This is a genomic window from Streptomyces sp. NBC_00029 (assembly GCF_045160505.1).
GTDB lineage: Bacteria > Actinomycetota > Actinomycetes > Streptomycetales > Streptomycetaceae > Streptomyces.
The window spans coordinates 2,422,413-2,439,108 of sequence record NZ_CP108292.1 but is presented as its reverse complement, the minus strand read 5'-3'; the positions used below and the strand labels follow the sequence as shown (position 1 = coordinate 2,439,108).

Genomic DNA, 16,696 nt, shown 5'->3' with positions numbered 1-16,696 from the left:
CCCGCAGGGCCGAGGTACAACCCCGCCGAGCAGCACGCAGGGCACTCCGTAAGGTGATCGAACAAGTGTTTCGCACAGGTATTCGAATTGCTCTATGGTGGAGAGCGGGGGAGGTGTTCATTCGAGCGAAGCAGGAGGCCGCGGGTGCCTGGTTTTACGCATCTGCACACCGTTTCGGGGTTCTCCATGCGCTACGGAGGCTCCCACCCGCAACGGCTGGCGGAGCGTGCCGCCGAGCGGGGCATGGACGCCCTCGCGCTCACCGACCGCGACACGGTGGCGGGCGCGGTGCGGTTCGCGAAGGCGTGTGCGCAGGCGGGCATCCGGCCGTTGTTCGGGGTGGACATGGCGGTATCTCCCTCCGGGGCTCCCGCCCGGCCGTCCGCGACGGGATCGGCCGGGTCGGGGGGCCCGGCCGGGCCCGGCGAGGCCTCGTACCGGCGGCGCACCCCCGTCAAGGGCGGGGCATTCGTGGACGAGTCCGCCGCGCGGGCCGTCTTCCTGGCCCGGGACGGGGCCGCCGGGTGGGCCGAGCTGTGCCGGATGGTCACCGCCGCGCACGCGGGGGCCGCCGAGGTCCCGCTCGTCCCCTGGGGAGCCCTGCGCGGCGAGGGCGTCTTCGTCCTGCTCGGGCCCGGCTCCGAGGTGGGGCGGGCGCTCGCCGCGGGCCGCCCCGACCGCGCCGCCCGGCTGCTCGCTCCGTGGCGGGAGATCTACGGCGACTCCCTGCGCCTGGAGGCCGTCCACCACGGCCGCACCGGTACCGGGCCCGGTTCGCTCCGGCTGGCCGCCCGTACCGTCGGCTTCGCCGCCGAGCAGGGCGTCCCGGCCGTGCTGACCAATGCCGTCCGCTACGCCGATCCCGGCCAGGGCCCGGTCGCCGACATCCTCGACGCGGCCCGCCGCCTGGTCCCCATCGACCCGCGCAACCCGGCGTACCCGCTCGACAGTGGCGAGCGCTGGCTCAAGGACCCCGCCGCCATGGCCGAGGCCGCCGACCGGATCGCGCAGGCGGCCGGACTGCGTCCCGCCGACGCCAGGCGCCTGCTCGCGGAGACCCGGCGTACCGCCGAGGCCTGCTCCGTGGACCCCGAGGACGACCTCGGCATCGGTTCCGTGCACTTCCCCGAGGCCCGCCTCGTCGGCGCCGCCCACCGCAGCGCCCAGCGGGTCCTCGCCTCCCGGGCCTCGGCGGGCATGGTGCTGCGCGGGTACGCGGGCGACCGCGCCTACTGGGAGCGGATGCACCAGGAGCTCGACATCATCGCCCACCATGGTTTCGCCTCGTATTTTCTGACGGTCGCCCAGGTTGTTGACGACGTACGCGAGATGGGCATCCGGGTGGCCGCCCGCGGCTCCGGCGCCGGCTCCCTCGTCAACCACCTGCTCGGGATCGCCCACGCCGACCCCGTCGCCCACGGCCTGCTGATGGAGCGCTTCCTCTCCAAGCGGCGGCGCGTCCTGCCCGACATCGACATCGACGTGGAGTCCGCCCGCCGGCTGGAGGTCTACCGGCGGATCATGGACCGGTTCGGCACCGAGCGCGTCGCCACCGTCTCCATGCCCGAGACCTACCGGGTCCGGCACGCCATCCGCGACGTCGGCGCCGCCCTGTCCATGGACCCCGCCGTCACCGACCGGCTCGCCAAGGCCTTCCCGCACATCCGGGCCCGCGACGCCCGCGCCGCGCTGCAGGAGCTTCCCGAACTGCGCGACGTACGCGGGGAGTCGTACGGGCGGCTGTGGGAGCTCGTCGAATCGCTGGACGCGCTGCCGCGCGGGATCGCCATGCACCCGTGCGGGGTGCTGCTCTCCGACGACTCGCTGCTCGCCCGTACGCCGGTGGTGCCCACCAGTGGCGAGGGCTTCCCCATGTCCCAGTTCGACAAGGACGACGTGGAGGAGCTCGGGCTGCTCAAGCTGGACGTGCTGGGCGTGCGGATGCAGTCCGCGATGGCGCACGCGGTCGCGGAGATCCGCCGCGGCACGGGGCGGGAGCTCGACCTGGACGACCCGGCGCAGGTGCCGCCGGGCGACCGGGACACGTACGAGCTGATCCGTTCGGCCGAGACCCTGGGCTGTTTCCAGATCGAATCGCCGGGCCAGCGGGACCTGGTGGGCCGGCTGCAGCCGGCCACCTTCCACGATCTGGTCGTCGACATCTCGCTGTTCCGGCCGGGGCCGGTGGCCGCCGACATGGTGCGGCCCTTCATCGAGGCCCGGCACGGGCGGGCGCCGGTCCGCTTCCCGCACCCGGACCTCGCCGACGCGCTGCGCGAGACGTACGGGGTGGTGGTCTTCCACGAGCAGATCATCGAGATCGTGCACGTCATGACCGGCTGCGGGCGGGACGAGGCGGACCGGGTGCGGCGCGGGCTGTCCGACCCGCAGTCGCAGGCGCGGATCAAGGTCTGGTTCGCGGCGAGGGCGGCCGAGCGCGGCTATCCGATCGAGGTGATCGCCCGGACCTGGGAGATCGTGGAGGCCTTCGGCTCGTACGGCTTCTGCAAGGCGCACGCGGTGGCCTTCGCGGTGCCCACGTACCAGTCGGCCTGGCTGAAGGCGCACCACCCGGCGGCCTTCTACGCCGGGCTGCTGACCCACGACCCGGGGATGTACCCGAAACGGCTGCTGCTGGCGGACGCGCGACGGCGGGGCGTACCGGTGCTGCCGCTGGACGTGAACCGGTCGGCGGCCGCCCATCGTATCGAACTGGTGTCCGATCGGAGTGGTGTGTGGGGGTTGCGGCTCGGGCTGTCCGACGTCCACGGCATCAGCGGGGCCGAGGCGGACCGGATCGAGGCCGGGCAGCCCTACGCCTCCCTGCGCGACTTCTGGGACCGGGCGCACCCGGGCCGCCCGGTCGCCGAACGGCTCGCGCAGGTCGGTGCGTTGGACGCCTTCGGCGCCAACCGGCGGGACCTGCTGCTGCACGTCTCCGAACTGCACGGCGCGCAGCGGGCCGCAGGCGTGCGCGGTCCTCAACTCCCGCTGGAGGGCGGCCGGTCCACGGCCTCCGTCGGGCTGCCGGACCTGAGTGACGCGGAGCGGCTCAGTGCCGAGCTGGGCGTCCTCGGCATGGACGCCTCACGGCACCTGATGGGGGACCACCACGCCTTCCTGGCCGAGCTGGGAGTGATCCCGGCGCGCCGGCTGCGCGGCACCGAGCACGGGCAGACCGTGCTCGTCGCGGGGGCCAAGGCGGCCACCCAGACCCCGCCGATCCGCTCCGGGAAGCGGGTCATCTTCACGACGCTGGACGACGGGACGGGCCTGGTCGACCTGGCCTTCTTCGACGACAGCCACGAACGCTGCGCGCACACCGTCTTCCACTCCTTCCTGCTGCTGGTACGAGGTGTCGTGCAGCGGCGGGGCCCGCAGAGCCTGAGCGTGGTCGGAGCGGCGGCGTGGAACCTGGCGGAGCTGGTGGAACTGCGGGCGGCGGGCGGCCTGGACGCGGTCGCGGCCCGCCTCGCCGAGCCGGCCGCCCCGGGTGCTCCGGGCGCCGAAGGGGAGCCGGCGGCGAAGGGCCCGCAGGGGCCCGGCCGCACGATCCGCATGTCCACGGGGTACGAGATGAACCCCTGGGCCGACCTCCAGCCGCCGGGCGCCGGCCCCGCGACCGGCCGCAAGCTGTGGCACTCCAGCCCGGGGAGCGCGGGATGACCGCGGCCGAGCGGGTCGTGATGTGCCTGCGGCTGCACCCCGCCGACGGGGGGCCGCTCGGGGCGCGGGAGTACGCCGGGGTGCTCGCGCTGCTCGGCGGGATCACCCCGGCCGTGGAGGCCGTGGCGCCCGACACCGTCCTCGCCGACGTCCGGGGCGCGCTGCGGTACTTCGACTGCGACGCCGCCCGGCTGGCCGCCGTGATCCGGGTCCGGGCCCTCGCCCTGCACGGGGTGGACGCCGCCGTCGGCGTGGCCGGCAATCCCATGCTGGCCCGGGCCGCGGCCCGTGAGGCGCGGCCCGGGGGGACCCTGGTGATCCCCGGGGAGCCGGCCGCCGTACGGGACTTCCTGGCGGGCAGGCCCGTCACCGCCCTCGACGGGGTCGGGCCGAAGGCCGCCCGCACCCTGTGCTCCTACGGCCTCGACTCCGTCGGCCGGGTCGCCGCCGCCCCGCCCGCCGCCCTGCGGCGGATTCTCGGCGCCCGGCTCGGCCGTGAGGTGCACGAGCGCGCCCTCGGGATCGACCGGACCCCCGTCCGGCCGGGCGCTGCCGCCCGCGCCATCGCCGCCGAGCGGCTCTTCGATCTGGACGAGCTGGATCCCGCACGGCACCGGCGGGCCCTGCTCGCGCTGACGGAGGAGCTCGGCGCGAAGCTTCGTACACAGGAACAGGGTCGCGGGCAGGTCTGCCGTGCCCTCTCGCTCACCGTCCGTTGCGCCGACCGCACCACGCTCACCCGGACGCGCACCCTGGCCGAACCCACCGCGCACTCGGCCACCCTGACCGCCACGGTCTACGCCCTCTACGCGGGCCTCGGCCTGCAGCGGGCCCGGGTCCGCGCGCTGTCCCTGCGCGCCGAGGACCTGACCTCGGCCGATCGGGCCACGCGGCAGCTCAGTCTCGACCCCGAGGACGAGAAGGCCCGCCGCCTGGAGGCCGTCACGGACCGGGTTCGCGCGCGCTTCGGCCCGCAGGCCATCGCCCGCGGCACACTGGCCGCCTGACGGTCCGTCGGGCTCATTACAGGGTGTCGGCAGGGCGGCGCGCGATTTTTTACCGACGCGTAACTTCCCTGTGTTCCTACTCACCCGTAATTTAGCGTCAGCAGCTCCCCTTGTGATCCGGATCACGGGACGAACCCCCACAGCTCATCCCCTTGAGTCGAACCGCAAGGAGATCACACGATGCTGCCCTGGAGACGCCTGCTCCGCCCGCTGGCCGTCCTCACCCTCACCGCAGCCGCGCTCGTCGCCCCCACCGGCACCGCGCAGGCTGCATCCGCCCCCAGCAGCGGCTGGAACAACTGGTCCTGCAAGCCGTCCGCCGCGCACCCGCGCCCCGTCGTCCTCGTCCACGGCACCTTCGGCAACTCCTGGGACAACTGGCTGGGCTTCGCCCCGTACCTCGTGCACCGCGGGTACTGCGTCTACTCGCTCGACTACGGCCAGCTGCCCGGCGTGCCCCTCTTCAACGGGCTCGGCCCCATCGACAAGTCCGCCGGGCAGCTCGACGTCTTCGTCGACAAGGTGCTCGCCGCCACCGGCGCGTCCAAGACCGACATCGTCGGGCACTCGCAGGGCGGCATGATGCCGCGCTACTACCTGAAGTTCCTCGGGGGCGCGGCGAAGGTCAACGCGCTGGTCGGACTCGCCCCCGACAACCACGGCACGACCCTGCTCGGCTTCACCAAGCTCCTCCCGTACTTCCCCGGGGCCGAGGACCTGATCACCAGCGCGACCCCCGGTCTCGCCGACCAGATCGCCGGCTCCGCCTTCCTGCAGAAACTCAACGCGGGCGGGGACACCGTGCCCGGGGTGAAGTACACGGTGATCGCCACCAAGTACGACGAGGTGGTGACTCCGTACCGGAGCGGCTTCCTGGAAGGGCCGAACGTCCGCAACGTCGTCCTCCAGGACCTGTGCTTCCTGGACCTCTCGGAGCACGTCACCATCGGGCTCACCGACCGGATCGCCTGGCACGAGGCGGTCAATGCCCTCGACCCGGCCAACGCCGAACGGACCACCTGCGCCTCGGTCTTCGACTGACGGGGCGCAGGCGGTCCGGGCCTCCCGGGCCGGGGTCGGGGCCGGGCCTAGCGGCCGTGGCGGCCCGTCGCCGTACGCGCGGTGCGGCGGCGGGCGGCTGCGAACAGCGCGGCCGCGCCCACGGCCAGGGCGGCGGCCCCGGCGATCGCGATCGTCGGGGTGGCGCTGTTGCCGCCCGTCTCCGCGAGGTTGTCCTTGGCGGACGTGGACGGCGAGGACGACGAACCGGCCGCGAGCAGGGCGGCGGCGTCGTTGGCGCTGCCGTTCGTCTTCGGGTCGTTGTCGCCGTGGCCGTTGTGCTCCACCGTCGACTTGTCGGCGCCGTCGGCGATCTGCTGGTCGGTCGGGGCCGAGGGCTTGTCCGCCGGCTTCTCGGACGGCTTCTCGGAGGGCTTCTCGGAAGGCTTGCCGGTCGGCCCGGTGCCTGTGCCGGTGGTCGGGGTGGTACCGGAGCCGGAGCCGGAGCCGGAGCCGCCGCCGTTGTCCTTGCCGAAGACCACGTCCGAGCAGGTGTAGAAGGCCTCCGGGCTGTCGGAGCGCTGCCAGATGCTGTAGATCAGGTGGCGGCCGGACTTGTTCGGGACGGTCCCGGAGAAGACGTAGTCGCCGCTCTGCATGCCCGGGTCGGTGGCCTTCGCGAAGGGCGCCGGCTCCAGGTCGGACCACGTCAGCGGCTTCGACGGGTCGTAGCCGTCCTTCGTGACGTACAGCTCGAAGGAACCCTTGTGGGGGGCCGTGCCCTTGTAGCGGAAGGTGTGCGTGCCGGCGGACATCGGGCTGGCCGGCCAGTCGGCACGGGCCAGGTCCAGGCCCCGGTACTTGTCGTTGCCGGCGGAGCAGAGCTGGCCGTTGGGGATCAACGACCGGTGGTTCCCGGCCGCGTTGGCGATGTTCACCCCGTTCCAGTCGTAGAACGCCTGAGTGCCGGCCGCCGCGACCGCCGCCTTGCACGCCGCCGACCGCGGGGACTCCGGCCCTTCGGCGTAGCACGCCGCCACCCGGCTGACCGGGTCCGTCATCGAGCCGTGGGCGACCGCGGGAGCGGCCGCGTACGCGGCCAGTGCGAGCGGGGCGAGACCGGCAGAGGCGATACGGGTCATCGTGACGGCGGTACGGCTGCGTGCGGGCATGGGTGATCTCCTTCGGGCACAAGGCAGGGGCGTGCCGGCGGAATCGGACCCCGCGGTGCGCCGCCCCCCGGCGGCGCCGCAACGGGCCCTTCCTGTCCTGGCCCGGCCAAGCTAGCCGCCCGGACCACGGGTTTTGCCTCCTGGGCCCCGCAGGAGCGGATCCTTAGGGTCCCGTTAAGCCAGGGACAAGCACCGCCTCAGGAACCGGCCTCGCGCAACCCTCGCGCCGCAAGGGTTCTCGCTCCCCACCGTCCGTGACAGTCCAGGCAGATCCGGCTTGTGCTGCCTCCAGTGGCTCCCCGGTTGGCTCCCCGAGTGCCGCTGGTGACGTTCAGGCTTCGGGGCGCTTCCACACCTCGGGGCCGCCGCCTTTCCACGTGATCGGCCCGTCCTCACTCAGGTTCTCCGTCTTCCAGGCCGGCGCGGCGCAGGAACGCGGCAACATCTCTGGGGGTGTGCGCACCCACGAGGTCCGCGTCCACGCCGAACGGCTGAGCGCCGAAGAGATCGCGGCTGAGCTGCGCACTGCCCTTGCTGCCGGCCGTGCGGCTGCACGTGCGCCAGCCTGAACGATGCCTGTCTCGGGGGTGATCCACAGGATCTCGTGGTCGGCCTGTTCCTCTGTCACGCCCAGGGTGTCCAGGTCGGCGATCTGCCAGGGGGCGAAACGTACGTGCGGCGCCACTCGGGTGCGGGCCAGGTGCACGGACGCCGCGCAGAAACCGCAGTCGCCGTCGAACAGCAGGATCGGATGGTGGTTCATCGTGGTCCTCGGGTCCGTCGGCTTTGCCCGGCCGCCATTTTCGGGGCAGTCGTCCTCATCGCATTCATCGTTTGGACGGCTGCCGGACGGTGCAGACAATCGGATTTGGAGATTGCGGTCAAGGGGTAGTCGACGATTTCTCGGCAGTGAGCAGATTTCTGGCCGCCGGGAGGGTTCGTTTTCGCATTCTGGCGAGTGTTTCCGAGGCTCGGTAGCGCTGAATTAGCGCGGCCCGTTCAGTCGGGTTCGGTGCATTTCTCCTGGCTGGGTGGAGTCAAATGTCGACTCATCGCTGACTCTACAATTTCAAGGCCGTAAATCATTCAATGAATTTTGCTTCGGGTGTAAGGCGCTGGAGGGCAAGTGGGGCGAAGGCCAAGGTGGGAGCGGGTTGCTGAATTTATCCGACAACGTGAAGACCTGGATGAGTCCTTCGCTTCCCTCGCCGGAATAGGCGCATTTTCCGACTCTGTGACGTCCGGGTACGATTTTTGCTCCGTTCGACGGAGAACGGAACTCCGCTCGTCACTTCCGGAATGCGAGATCGGTTAAAAGGCTCTAAGACGGGGGCCCGACCCCGTCGGCGAGGAAGGACGATTCATGCGTTACCTGCGTGGTCTGCTCATCGCGTTCTCTGTGGGCGCCCTGACTATGGGAACGGTCAGCGCTTCTCAAGCCATCACCAGTACGGCCGCGCCCGTCTCGGCCCGGATGCACGGGGGTGACGGACACGACAAGGGCGACAACGTCGTGGTCGACAACTCGAAGCACCAGCTTTCGCACAGCTGCAAGGGCGAAACGTTTGGCTACTGCACGCAGAAGGTGAACTTCGCACCGAAGCTGCTCGGCCCGATCACGCTCATCGGCACCACCGGTCTGATCGGCATCACGGGTACTACCGGCACCACGGGTACTACTGGCACCACGGGTACTACCGGCACCACGGGCACGGACGGCACGACGGGCACCACGGGGACGACGACCCCGCCCGGTGACGCCGAGTGGTGCTCGCCCGGCTTCTGGAGGAACCACCCGGAGGACTGGCCGGTCCCCACGGACACCCTGTGGAGCGCGTCCATCGGCGGCACGCTGCCCGACCGCACCCCCTCCGGCATCGCCAACGGCGCCCCGACGGACCCCAGCCTCCTGTACCTCCTGGAGCACCCGCAGTACTACGGCGGTGACGACACCAACACGGTCGCCGACTACCTGAGCATCCAGGCGGGCCTCAACTTCACGGGCGCCCGGGTGGACAACTGCCCGCTCTAGCCCGTTCGGCCATGCACTTTGCCTGGCCGCCCCGAACCACCAACTGATCCGACGGACCGTGCGCTCAGCCGACCGCACGGTCCGTCCACATAAGGAGCACGATGGGAGCAACGACGCTGCCCCACGAGTGGTCCGGCAAGGCCCTGGCCGCGCTCGCGGCGACCGGCCTGACTCTGGCCGGCGCCCTGCTCGTCCACTTGGCGCTCGTCTTCTTGAGCATTGCCCCGGCCAATGCCGCGAGCGCCGCGCACCGCGAGACCATCGACGCGTATGTGCAACCCGAGTTCGGGCAGGACTGGAAGCTGTTCGCGCCGAACCCGATGCAGCGCAACGACGCCGTCGGGGTCCGGATGAGAACGTTGAGCGGAGACGGCCGCTATCACGTCAGCGACTGGACGAACCTCACCGCACAGGACATCAAGACGGTGCGAGGCAACCCGGCGCCCAGCCACCTGCACCAGAACATGCTGCGCCGCGCCTGGGATGCGTACGTGGCCAACCACAGTCTCAAGAACGACATCCCCAAGGGCGCCCGCGGCCGGCTCACCGCCGACTACCTGAAGCGAGTGGTTCTTCAGCGCACCGGCCGTACCTGGCACGGTGAGCGGATCGTCTCAGTCCAAGTAGGGGGACGCTTCTCCTTGGTGGCTCCTCCTGCTTGGAGCCCTGAAGAACCCTCCGACACCACCGACTACCGGCTGCTGCCCTGGTGGCCCGTGACCGAGCAGGACCACAGGGGGCTGTGACGTGACCACCACCATCGCGGAGCGGACGACCGAGCTCTTCACCCGGATCCTGCCCAGGATCAGCACGGTCAGAGCTCCCTACCAGGCCGCCGTCTTCCGGATCGGCCTTTCCGCCGTCGTGCTCGCCTTCCTCGTGCGCGAGTGGCCGCACCGCCACGAGCTGTACGGGAACAGCAGCGCGCTCTCCTTCGACCTCGCGCAGATCCTGGTCCGCGAGGAGCGCACCTTCACCGTCCTGATCTGGGGCGACGGAGGCCTGTGGTTCGAGACCGTATACCTCCTGACCATCTGCGCCGCCCTTGCCGTCTGCCTCGGCTGGCATACCAGGGGCATGTCGGTCGTACTCATGGCCGGCGTCCTGTCGGTGATCAACCGCAACAGCCTGGCGGGCGACGGTGGCGACAACGTCGTCCGGATCATGGTCATCTACCTGGTCTTCACCCGCTGCGCGCAGGTGTGGTCGCTCGACGCCCGGCGCAGGGCTCGCCGGGCGCAGCACCCGGGTGTTACGTCGGCAGACACATCCGCCGATCTTCCGGGGCCGGCCCTGTGGGCCGTTGCCCTGGCGCCCTTGGCCGCGCTCTCGGCCCACCCCACCGCAGGCTGGCTGCCCGTCTTCTGGATTCTGTGGTCGGTGCACGGCGTCTGGTACGCGGTCGAGCGCTGGTTCCCCCGCCACGAGATGCGGGCCGTCCTCGATGCCGCGGCCTCGATGCTTCACAACTGCGCGATGCTGGTGATCGCCGTGCAGGTGTGCCTGATCTACGCGACCGCCGGCTGGTACAAGATCCAGGGCACCCGGTGGCAGGACGGCAGCGCCCTCTACTACGCCCTGCACTTGGACTACTTCAGCCCGTGGCCCACGCTGTCGGGCTTCGTGGCGAATCAGACCCTGCTCGTTCTGGCTCTCACTTACGGCACCGTGATGGTGCAGGTGGCCTTCCCCTTCACCCTCGCTCATCGCAAGATCAAGAACGCCCTCCTCGCTCTGATGATCATGGAGCACCTGGGTATCGCGGTCCTGCTGGGTATTCCCTTCCTGTCGCTGGCCATGGTCGTCTGCGACGCGGTGTTCCTTCCCACCCCCTTCCTCGTCGCACTGGGCGCGCGGAGCGCACTTCTCGCGGCGCGAGTGCGCACGCGGACACGCGGTTCGTCCCGCGTCGGCTGGGTTGGGCCCGCCACCGACCACAACGAAGCCGAAGAGGGCTGCGAGAGCGCGGCTGGTATGCGTCTCCAGCGGCAGGGAGGGGCGCGGACTACCCCGAAGCCCGCTGTGCCCGAGCCCAGGCGGATCGACGATGTGGCAGCTGACGAGGCAGGTGCTGCGGCCCGCACTCAGCAGTGAGGCGACCGATCGCCGCGGCCCTCGGCTACGACGGCCCCTGACCAGGCAATCGGTCAGGGGCCGTCGCGCCGTGCGCTGTCCGTGGATGACCGCCGTTTCCCCGTATTCCCCGCTCGATCGGGCACGCCGGGGGCACGGTCAGTCCTCGCCGGGACCGGGTGCCGTGAGGTCGACCCATATCCACGGGTCGTGATCCCAGACGCGTACCTTGCCTATGACTAGGTCGACAGTCGCCCCTACGGGCGGCAGCTCCAGCGCGAGCCGCTTCACTCCGGGCTCGCTGCTGCGGCGAATCGTATCCATCGAGGCGCCCACGGGGTCGTAGTCGTTGAGCTCTGCCGTGAGGCCATAGGGCTGGTGACTGGTGATCGTTGCTTGGACGGTCTCGCCTTGTCGAAGGTCGCTGAGAGGGCGCCTCGGTGTATCTGCCATGGCGGCATCCTCCCCTTCGACCCACCACTCCGCCCAGCTCCCATCCCGTCTGCCGCCGACCACACACCGTGGAGCGGACGCCAGGGTCCGTGTCTGCTCGGCTTGCCTGGGTCGATGGGAGCTCCCCCACATCAGCCCCACTCGGCCGGCACCCGCGTACGGTGCCCCCGCCGGAGGCATGCGCGGGTGATGCCGCTGCCGCCCCACGCTGAGCCGCACTGGCTCGCTGGTGGTACCGAGCGGAGTGCCCCTCCGGATGACTCGAACCTGGCCGACGTACTCAAGGCGTATCGAGCGCTCCGCAAGCTCATCTAAGAGCCCCCTCAGGAACCGGGCCCCGGGCGGGCGGGCGCGCCGGAAAACTCCTCGCATGCCGTGGACCGGCGGAGAACAATCCCGGCATGGGAATAGACATCCACGGCTTCATCGAGTGCCGCTGGGACCGCTGGCTCGACGCGGACGACCGTTGCTGGTACGGAGCGATCGACATGACGCACCTCTACAACGGACGGTCCTACGTGGCCTTCGGGGCCCTGTTCGGCGTACGCGACACCCCGTTCCGTCCGCTCGCCGACCACCGCGGCCTGCCCCCTGACGTATCGAAGGAGACCCTCGCCGACTTCGGGACCTGGAGCTCGGATGCGATCGGCGCATCCTGGATCACTTGGGAGGAGCTGGCGGCCACCGACTGGGACGAGGCCGCCGAGGAGGTCGACGACTGCCTCCACGAGTACCGGCGCGGCCCGGACGGGACCTGGCAGTTTCATGGCCGGAACACGGGCCTCGACCGCTTTGCCGAGCTCGCCGGCGTCACCGACCCCCGGACGGTCTACCGTGCCGGCCGCACCCACCCGGAGGGCACCGAATGGCGCGACGGCGACCGCCTCTTCCGCATCGGCCGTCTGAGGAGGAAGGACGCCGTGCCCGACGGTGACTGGGGCGCCGTCTGGTCGGTGATGCGCACGCTGGCGAGCCGGCACGGAGACGAGGGCGTCCGCCTGGTCGTCTGGTTCGACGGCTGAACCCACCGGTCTTGGGTGCGGCGGACGCCGTGCGGCCGGGGCCGGCCGGGCGGAACGGTGTCAGCCGGTGCCGCCGGACGTGAGCAACTCCCTCACCTGCGCCGCCGTCCAATGGCCGGCGGCGCCGGGGCAGGCCGCGAGGTACTCGGCGATGTCCTGCTCCTCCCACGGACCGGACTCCAGGAGCCCGGCGGCCAGGTAGCGCAGGTAGGCGGCCGACGGGTTGAGAACGTCGACGTCCTCGAGGCTCCACGGCGCGGTGAACGTCAGCACGGGGATGCCCTCGATCGTGCCCGGGCAGATCAGCGTCTCGTACCGTCCCGGGCCCAGCTCGTCGCGGCCGTCCCGCAGGGCCGCGGTCAGGTCCAGGTCCTGCCCCGGCTGCTCGTACATCTCCTGCGCGGCGATGTCGGAGATCTGGCCCACCGACACCAGGTGCGCCCGTCCGCGCATTCTTCCGGGGGCGGTGGGGTCGTAGAGGCCGCGGCCTCCCGTCCACACCGGAGACTCCGTCGCGAAGTACAGGCGGCCTTCCATCTCGACCGCGATCGAGCGTTCGGGCGCCCTGTGGTCCCGGCATCCCGGGTAGGTGCGGGTCGCTCCCGGCGGGGTCCCGCCGGCGATGTAGGTGGCGAGGCGGTCCATGTGCATGTTGGAGCCGTAGGAGGCGTACCAGACCTGCTCAGGTGTGGAGATCGCCTCGGCGAGCGGAGCGGCGGTGTGGACGAGCATGCTCGGTTCCTCACGGATCGGTGGCTCGGGGTTTCACCAGTCCATCAGTTCATCAGGCCACGGGGCTGCCGGGCCGCCGGGCCGTCGGCACGGAGTGGCGGATCGCGTCGCCCGTGCCACGGGGCGGGGGTGGGGGCAGGCGGCGATGCGGAATCTCCCGCTGTCATATGCCTATCGGCCCACTGCGGCCCGTGCGTATGGTGTGGCCCCGGACCATCCCGGGCCCGGCGCCCTCCCGGCTCCCCACGGGAGGGCCGCCGCGCGCCACCCCCTAGGCCAGGAGCGCGGAGAGGCCCGCTGCCGACCTGGCCTGGTCGTCCAGTGCGTCGAGGGCACGCACGGCCTGGGCAGCCGCCTCCGGGTCGCTCGTGGCGAGGCCGCTCTCGGCGAACTCGTCCTCGTCCAGGCGCAGTACGGAGGTCCCGTCCGCCGAGACCCACAGGTCGAGGTCCAGGTCCTCCACGAGGATCTTCCCGCTCTCCACCAGCGCCGGGCGCGTGACGTCGCAGTACCAGCCCTTGAGGACGCCGTCGCCGGTCCACACCTCCTTGACCGCGTACCAGCGCGTCCGCCAGAAGTGCTCGACGAACACATCGCCGGGCTCGAATCGGACGAAGCCGAAGTCCCGTACGCCCTCGGCCGCCCAGGGGGCGCGCACGGAGATCCGGTCGCCGTCGTCGGCGACCTGCGCCGCCGGGTAGCGGATCTTGGTCCGTCCGGCCTTGGTCAGGACGACGGTCAGCTGCTCGGTCACAGGTTCTCCAGTTTCTTCGTGAAGCGGGTCTCGGTCGCGCAGATCTCGTAGCCGAACCACTCGTTGATGGCGAGCATCGGCGCGTTGCCCGCATCGTTGCCGGTGAAGGCCGCGGTGTACCCGGCCGCACAGGCCCGGTGCAGGGAGACCGTCTTGGCGAGCTTGGCCAGACCCCGGCCGCGGAAGGCGCGCCGCGTGCCGGTCATGCCGGTGGCGTAGCGGGTGCCGCCGTCCGTCCGGGCCGCGGTGAACGCCGCCACCGCGCCGTCCACCAGGACGACGGTGGTCAGCTCCTTGTCCAGGGACGGGTCGTTCCAGGTGTGCGCCAGCCAGTCCTCGTAGTCGTCGAACTCGACCGGTACGTCGCCCGGCTCGTCGGAGGTCGTCTCCGCGTCGGCCTCGAACAGCGGCCGCGGGTCGGCGGCGAAGGCGGAGCCCGTACGCACCTCGACCCCGGCGGGAAGGTCCTGCGGGAGCGCGGGCAGCGTGGCCTGCGCCAGGTCCAGGCGCAGGAAGTGCGCCGAGCGGCTGGGGCGGTAGCCGTGCCGCTCGGCGAAGGCGCGATGGGCGGGCTCGTCGAGCACCCAGGCGTACACGTCCGTCGCGCCGTGCGCGGCGAGGTGCTGCTCGGCCGTGCGGAGCATGAGGCCGCCGGCGCCGAGGCCGCGGTGGGCGGGGTCGACGTACGCATTGACGTACGACCGGCCGGGCTCGGGACTGTCGTACACGATGCCGACCTGGGCCGCGCCGATGACGTGGCCGTCCGCGGTCTCGGCGACGAGGATCCGGTACCGCTTCGCGGGAGGGGCGCCGGCGAGTTCGAAGGCCACGGCCTCGGCGGTGGTGATCAGGAAGGGCAGGGCGGCACGGCACACCCGCACGACGGACTCCGCGTCCGAGGGGTCGCCGGGGCGGATGTCGCGGATCACAACGGTCATGTGGCAGACGCTACGTTCGCGCTCGCGCCGCGCGCCTCCCAATTAATCCCGGATGAGGGAGAATCACCGGCGTGACCTCGACACATCTGAAGATCACCATCGACGGCTCGGCCGGCTCGGCCGCCCCGTACGAACAGCTGCGCGCGCAGATCGCCGACCGGGCCCGGTCGGGGAAGCTGCCGGCCGGCTTCAGGCTGCCGACGGTACGGGGCCTCGCGGAGGAGCTGGGGCTGGCCGCCAACACCGTCGCGAAGGCGTACCGGGCGCTGGAGGCGGACGCGGTGATCGAGACGCGGGGCCGCAACGGGACCTTCATCGCGGCCGCGGGGGACGCGGTCTCCCGCGAAGCGGCCGCGGCGGCCCAGGTGTACGCGGACCGCGTCCGCCGCCTCGGCCTGACGCAGGCCGAGGCGCTCTCCGCCGCCGCGGACGCCCTCCGGGCCCGGTACGCGGCCGAGTAGCCCCGCTGCTCGGCCTCGTCGGCCCGCGGGCCGACGCACCGGGCTCCGCCCGGACCCGCGCCTCGGACGCCGGCGAGGCTGCACGGGCGGTGGCTAGAGGTAGAGGCCGGCCTGCGACGTGTGCGGCTGCGGCGGCAGGATCGCCGCCGGGCCCGTGCCGCGCCGCAGGGCGAACAGCTCCGCCAGGCTGGCGCCCTCGCGGGGGACGCCCTCGTCCGTGCCCAGCCAGGCCACCGCCTCGCGGTGGGTCAGCCGGCCGACCTCGATGCGGGCCAGGCAGCGTCCCGGGCGGACCACTGCCGGGTGGAGCCGTTCCAGGTCCTCGTTGGTCGTCACGCCGACCAGGACATTGCGGCCCTGCCCCAGCAGTCCGTCCGTCAGGTTCAGCAGCCGGGACAGCGCCTGCCCGGCCGTGTGGCGGGCCTCGCCCCGGATCAGCTCGTCGCAGTCCTCCAGCAGCAGCAGCCGCCAGCGGCCCTTCGCCGTGCCCTCGTCCTCGCCGATCGCGATGTCCATCAGGTAGCCGACGTCGTTGAACAGCCGTTCCGGGTCCAGGACGCAGTCCACCTGGCACCAGTCCCGCCAGGACCGTGCGAGCGTGCGCAGGGCGGAGGTCTTGCCCGTGCCCGGCGGGCCGTGCAACAGCAGCAGCCGGCCCGCGATGTCGTCCGGGGTGACCTTCATCAGCCGGTCCATCGCCCCGGCCACGGGCGCGGTGTAGTTCGGCCGCACCTCCGGCCAGGTACCGGCCGCGATCTGGCGCGTCGTCCGGTACGGGCCGCGCCGCGGGGAGACGTACCAGAACCCCATCGTGACGTTCTCGGGCTGCGGTTCGGGCTCGTCCTGCACCCCCTCGGTGGCCTTGCCGAGCACACCGGCCGCGAGTTCGTCGCTGACCGCCGTCACGGTGACGTCCGCGCCCCGGCTCCAGCGCGAGACGAGCATGGTCCAGCCCTCGCCCTCGGCCAGGGTGGCGCTGCGGTCGCTGTCGCGCGCCGAGCGCAACACCGTTGCCTCCGGCGGGAGGAGGGTCGCCTCCGCCTTGACCCGCTCGATCGACACGCTGTGCGAGTACGGCTGCTCACCGGACGCGAACCGGCCGAGGAACAGCGCGTCGACGACATCCGACGGCGAATCGCTGTCGTCGACGTTGAGCCGGATCGGCAGCGCGTCATGCGGGTTGGCTGACATGGCGCCCATGATCCGGCACACGGTGCCCTCGTGCACCCGTGTTTCGCTGGATCGGGTGCCCAAGTTCCCTCTTCAAACGCGTTCGGAGTGAAGATTCGCGCCGCAACTCTGCCCTGAACATTCTTGGCATGGACACTTCCAGCGGACCTCGGCTGCTTGTACCACGGACTCAGGAGTAACCCCCACAAGGAGCCGC

At 71.5% G+C, this 16,696-nt stretch carries 15 protein-coding genes; 8 read left to right on the top strand and 7 right to left on the bottom strand.

Going from position 1 to position 16,696, the window contains the following annotated elements:
- Positions 1-144: 144 nt before the first annotated feature.
- The 3 genes from OG753_RS11755 to OG753_RS11745 all read left to right on the top strand — a co-directional run bounded on the left by OG753_RS11755 (position 145) and on the right by OG753_RS11745 (position 5,714).
- Positions 145-3,666 (top strand): DNA polymerase III subunit alpha, encoded by a 3,522-nt coding sequence (locus OG753_RS11755; protein WP_405788360.1) that lies wholly within the window; start codon positions 145-147, stop codon positions 3,664-3,666.
- Positions 3,663-4,673, top strand: coding sequence for a hypothetical protein (locus OG753_RS11750; protein ID WP_405788358.1), 1,011 nt, complete (start codon positions 3,663-3,665; stop codon positions 4,671-4,673). Before OG753_RS11755 ends, OG753_RS11750 begins: the two co-directional genes overlap by 4 nt.
- 180 nt (positions 4,674-4,853) lie before the next feature.
- Entirely contained in the window at positions 4,854-5,714 is an 861-nt protein-coding gene (locus tag OG753_RS11745) for an alpha/beta fold hydrolase (protein WP_327261755.1), read from the top strand.
- Between the two features lie 47 nt (positions 5,715-5,761).
- Here OG753_RS11745 and OG753_RS11740 read toward each other — a convergent pair whose 3' ends face one another.
- The gene (locus OG753_RS11740) at positions 5,762-6,844 is read right to left on the bottom strand and encodes a lytic polysaccharide monooxygenase (protein ID WP_405788356.1); all 1,083 of its coding nucleotides are present in this window, start codon (positions 6,842-6,844) and stop codon (positions 5,762-5,764) included.
- Positions 6,845-7,175: 331 nt separating this feature from the next.
- Positions 7,176-7,607, bottom strand: a complete 432-nt coding sequence (locus OG753_RS11735; RefSeq protein WP_405788354.1) for a DCC1-like thiol-disulfide oxidoreductase family protein — start codon at positions 7,605-7,607, stop codon at positions 7,176-7,178.
- Positions 7,608-8,207: 600 nt separating this feature from the next.
- Between OG753_RS11735 and OG753_RS11730 the strand changes: the two genes are divergently transcribed.
- The 3 genes from OG753_RS11730 to OG753_RS11720 all read left to right on the top strand — a co-directional run bounded on the left by OG753_RS11730 (position 8,208) and on the right by OG753_RS11720 (position 10,970).
- Positions 8,208-8,876, top strand: a complete 669-nt coding sequence (locus OG753_RS11730) for a hypothetical protein (protein WP_405788352.1) — start codon at positions 8,208-8,210, stop codon at positions 8,874-8,876.
- A gap of 101 nt (positions 8,877-8,977) precedes the next feature.
- On the top strand, positions 8,978-9,622 hold the full coding sequence (locus OG753_RS11725; protein WP_405788350.1) for a DUF5819 family protein: 645 nt from the start codon (positions 8,978-8,980) through the stop codon (positions 9,620-9,622).
- Position 9,623: 1 nt separating this feature from the next.
- The gene (locus tag OG753_RS11720) at positions 9,624-10,970 is read left to right on the top strand and encodes an HTTM domain-containing protein (RefSeq protein WP_405788349.1); all 1,347 of its coding nucleotides are present in this window, start codon (positions 9,624-9,626) and stop codon (positions 10,968-10,970) included.
- A 138-nt stretch (positions 10,971-11,108) separates the two neighbouring features.
- Here OG753_RS11720 and OG753_RS11715 read toward each other — a convergent pair whose 3' ends face one another.
- Positions 11,109-11,402, bottom strand: coding sequence for a hypothetical protein (locus OG753_RS11715; RefSeq protein WP_405788347.1), 294 nt, complete (start codon positions 11,400-11,402; stop codon positions 11,109-11,111).
- A gap of 401 nt (positions 11,403-11,803) precedes the next feature.
- Here OG753_RS11715 and OG753_RS11710 point away from each other — a divergent pair, with 401 nt between their 5' ends.
- Positions 11,804-12,424 carry a hypothetical protein gene (locus OG753_RS11710; protein ID WP_405788345.1) on the top strand — a complete coding sequence of 207 codons (621 nt, stop codon included), beginning with the start codon at positions 11,804-11,806 and terminating at the stop codon, positions 12,422-12,424.
- 60 nt (positions 12,425-12,484) lie between these two features.
- Here OG753_RS11710 and OG753_RS11705 read toward each other — a convergent pair whose 3' ends face one another.
- The 3 genes from OG753_RS11705 to OG753_RS11695 form a co-directional block, all read right to left on the bottom strand.
- The gene (locus tag OG753_RS11705; protein WP_405788344.1) at positions 12,485-13,156 is read right to left on the bottom strand and encodes a histone deacetylase; all 672 of its coding nucleotides are present in this window, start codon (positions 13,154-13,156) and stop codon (positions 12,485-12,487) included.
- A 271-nt stretch (positions 13,157-13,427) separates the two neighbouring features.
- Positions 13,428-13,910: a DUF402 domain-containing protein gene (locus OG753_RS11700; RefSeq protein WP_327261751.1), complete on the bottom strand. Its 483-nt coding sequence runs from the start codon at positions 13,908-13,910 to the stop codon at positions 13,428-13,430.
- Complete coding sequence (locus OG753_RS11695) at positions 13,907-14,848, bottom strand: GNAT family N-acetyltransferase (RefSeq protein ID WP_327261750.1); 942 nt, start codon at positions 14,846-14,848, stop codon at positions 13,907-13,909. Before OG753_RS11695 ends, OG753_RS11700 begins: the two co-directional genes overlap by 4 nt.
- A 71-nt stretch (positions 14,849-14,919) precedes the next feature.
- Here OG753_RS11695 and OG753_RS11690 point away from each other — a divergent pair, with 71 nt between their 5' ends.
- Complete coding sequence (locus OG753_RS11690) at positions 14,920-15,309, top strand: GntR family transcriptional regulator (RefSeq protein WP_405788341.1); 390 nt, start codon at positions 14,920-14,922, stop codon at positions 15,307-15,309.
- Between the two features lie 93 nt (positions 15,310-15,402).
- Here OG753_RS11690 and OG753_RS11685 read toward each other — a convergent pair whose 3' ends face one another.
- On the bottom strand, positions 15,403-16,500 hold the full coding sequence (locus OG753_RS11685) for a DUF5925 domain-containing protein (RefSeq protein ID WP_405788339.1): 1,098 nt from the start codon (positions 16,498-16,500) through the stop codon (positions 15,403-15,405).
- Between the last annotated feature and the right edge of the window lie 196 nt (positions 16,501-16,696).

What these genes read in the sequence shown, in the direction of transcription:
- OG753_RS11715 (WP_405788347.1), bottom strand. Translation starts at nt 11,402, where the DNA reads ATGGCAGATACACCGAGGCGCCCTCTCAGCGACCTTCGACAAGGCGAG.
- OG753_RS11705 (WP_405788344.1), bottom strand. Translation starts at nt 13,156, where the DNA reads ATGCTCGTCCACACCGCCGCTCCGCTCGCCGAGGCGATCTCCACACCT.
- OG753_RS11730 (WP_405788352.1), top strand. Translation starts at nt 8,208, where the DNA reads ATGCGTTACCTGCGTGGTCTGCTCATCGCGTTCTCTGTGGGCGCCCTG.
- OG753_RS11735 (WP_405788354.1), bottom strand. Translation starts at nt 7,607, where the DNA reads ATGAACCACCATCCGATCCTGCTGTTCGACGGCGACTGCGGTTTCTGC.
- OG753_RS11685 (WP_405788339.1), bottom strand. Translation starts at nt 16,500, where the DNA reads ATGTCAGCCAACCCGCATGACGCGCTGCCGATCCGGCTCAACGTCGAC.
- OG753_RS11725 (WP_405788350.1), top strand. Translation starts at nt 8,978, where the DNA reads ATGGGAGCAACGACGCTGCCCCACGAGTGGTCCGGCAAGGCCCTGGCC.
- OG753_RS11695 (WP_327261750.1), bottom strand. Translation starts at nt 14,848, where the DNA reads ATGACCGTTGTGATCCGCGACATCCGCCCCGGCGACCCCTCGGACGCG.
- OG753_RS11740 (WP_405788356.1), bottom strand. Translation starts at nt 6,844, where the DNA reads ATGCCCGCACGCAGCCGTACCGCCGTCACGATGACCCGTATCGCCTCT.
- OG753_RS11750 (WP_405788358.1), top strand. Translation starts at nt 3,663, where the DNA reads ATGACCGCGGCCGAGCGGGTCGTGATGTGCCTGCGGCTGCACCCCGCC.
- OG753_RS11745 (WP_327261755.1), top strand. Translation starts at nt 4,854, where the DNA reads ATGCTGCCCTGGAGACGCCTGCTCCGCCCGCTGGCCGTCCTCACCCTC.
- OG753_RS11710 (WP_405788345.1), top strand. Translation starts at nt 11,804, where the DNA reads ATGGGAATAGACATCCACGGCTTCATCGAGTGCCGCTGGGACCGCTGG.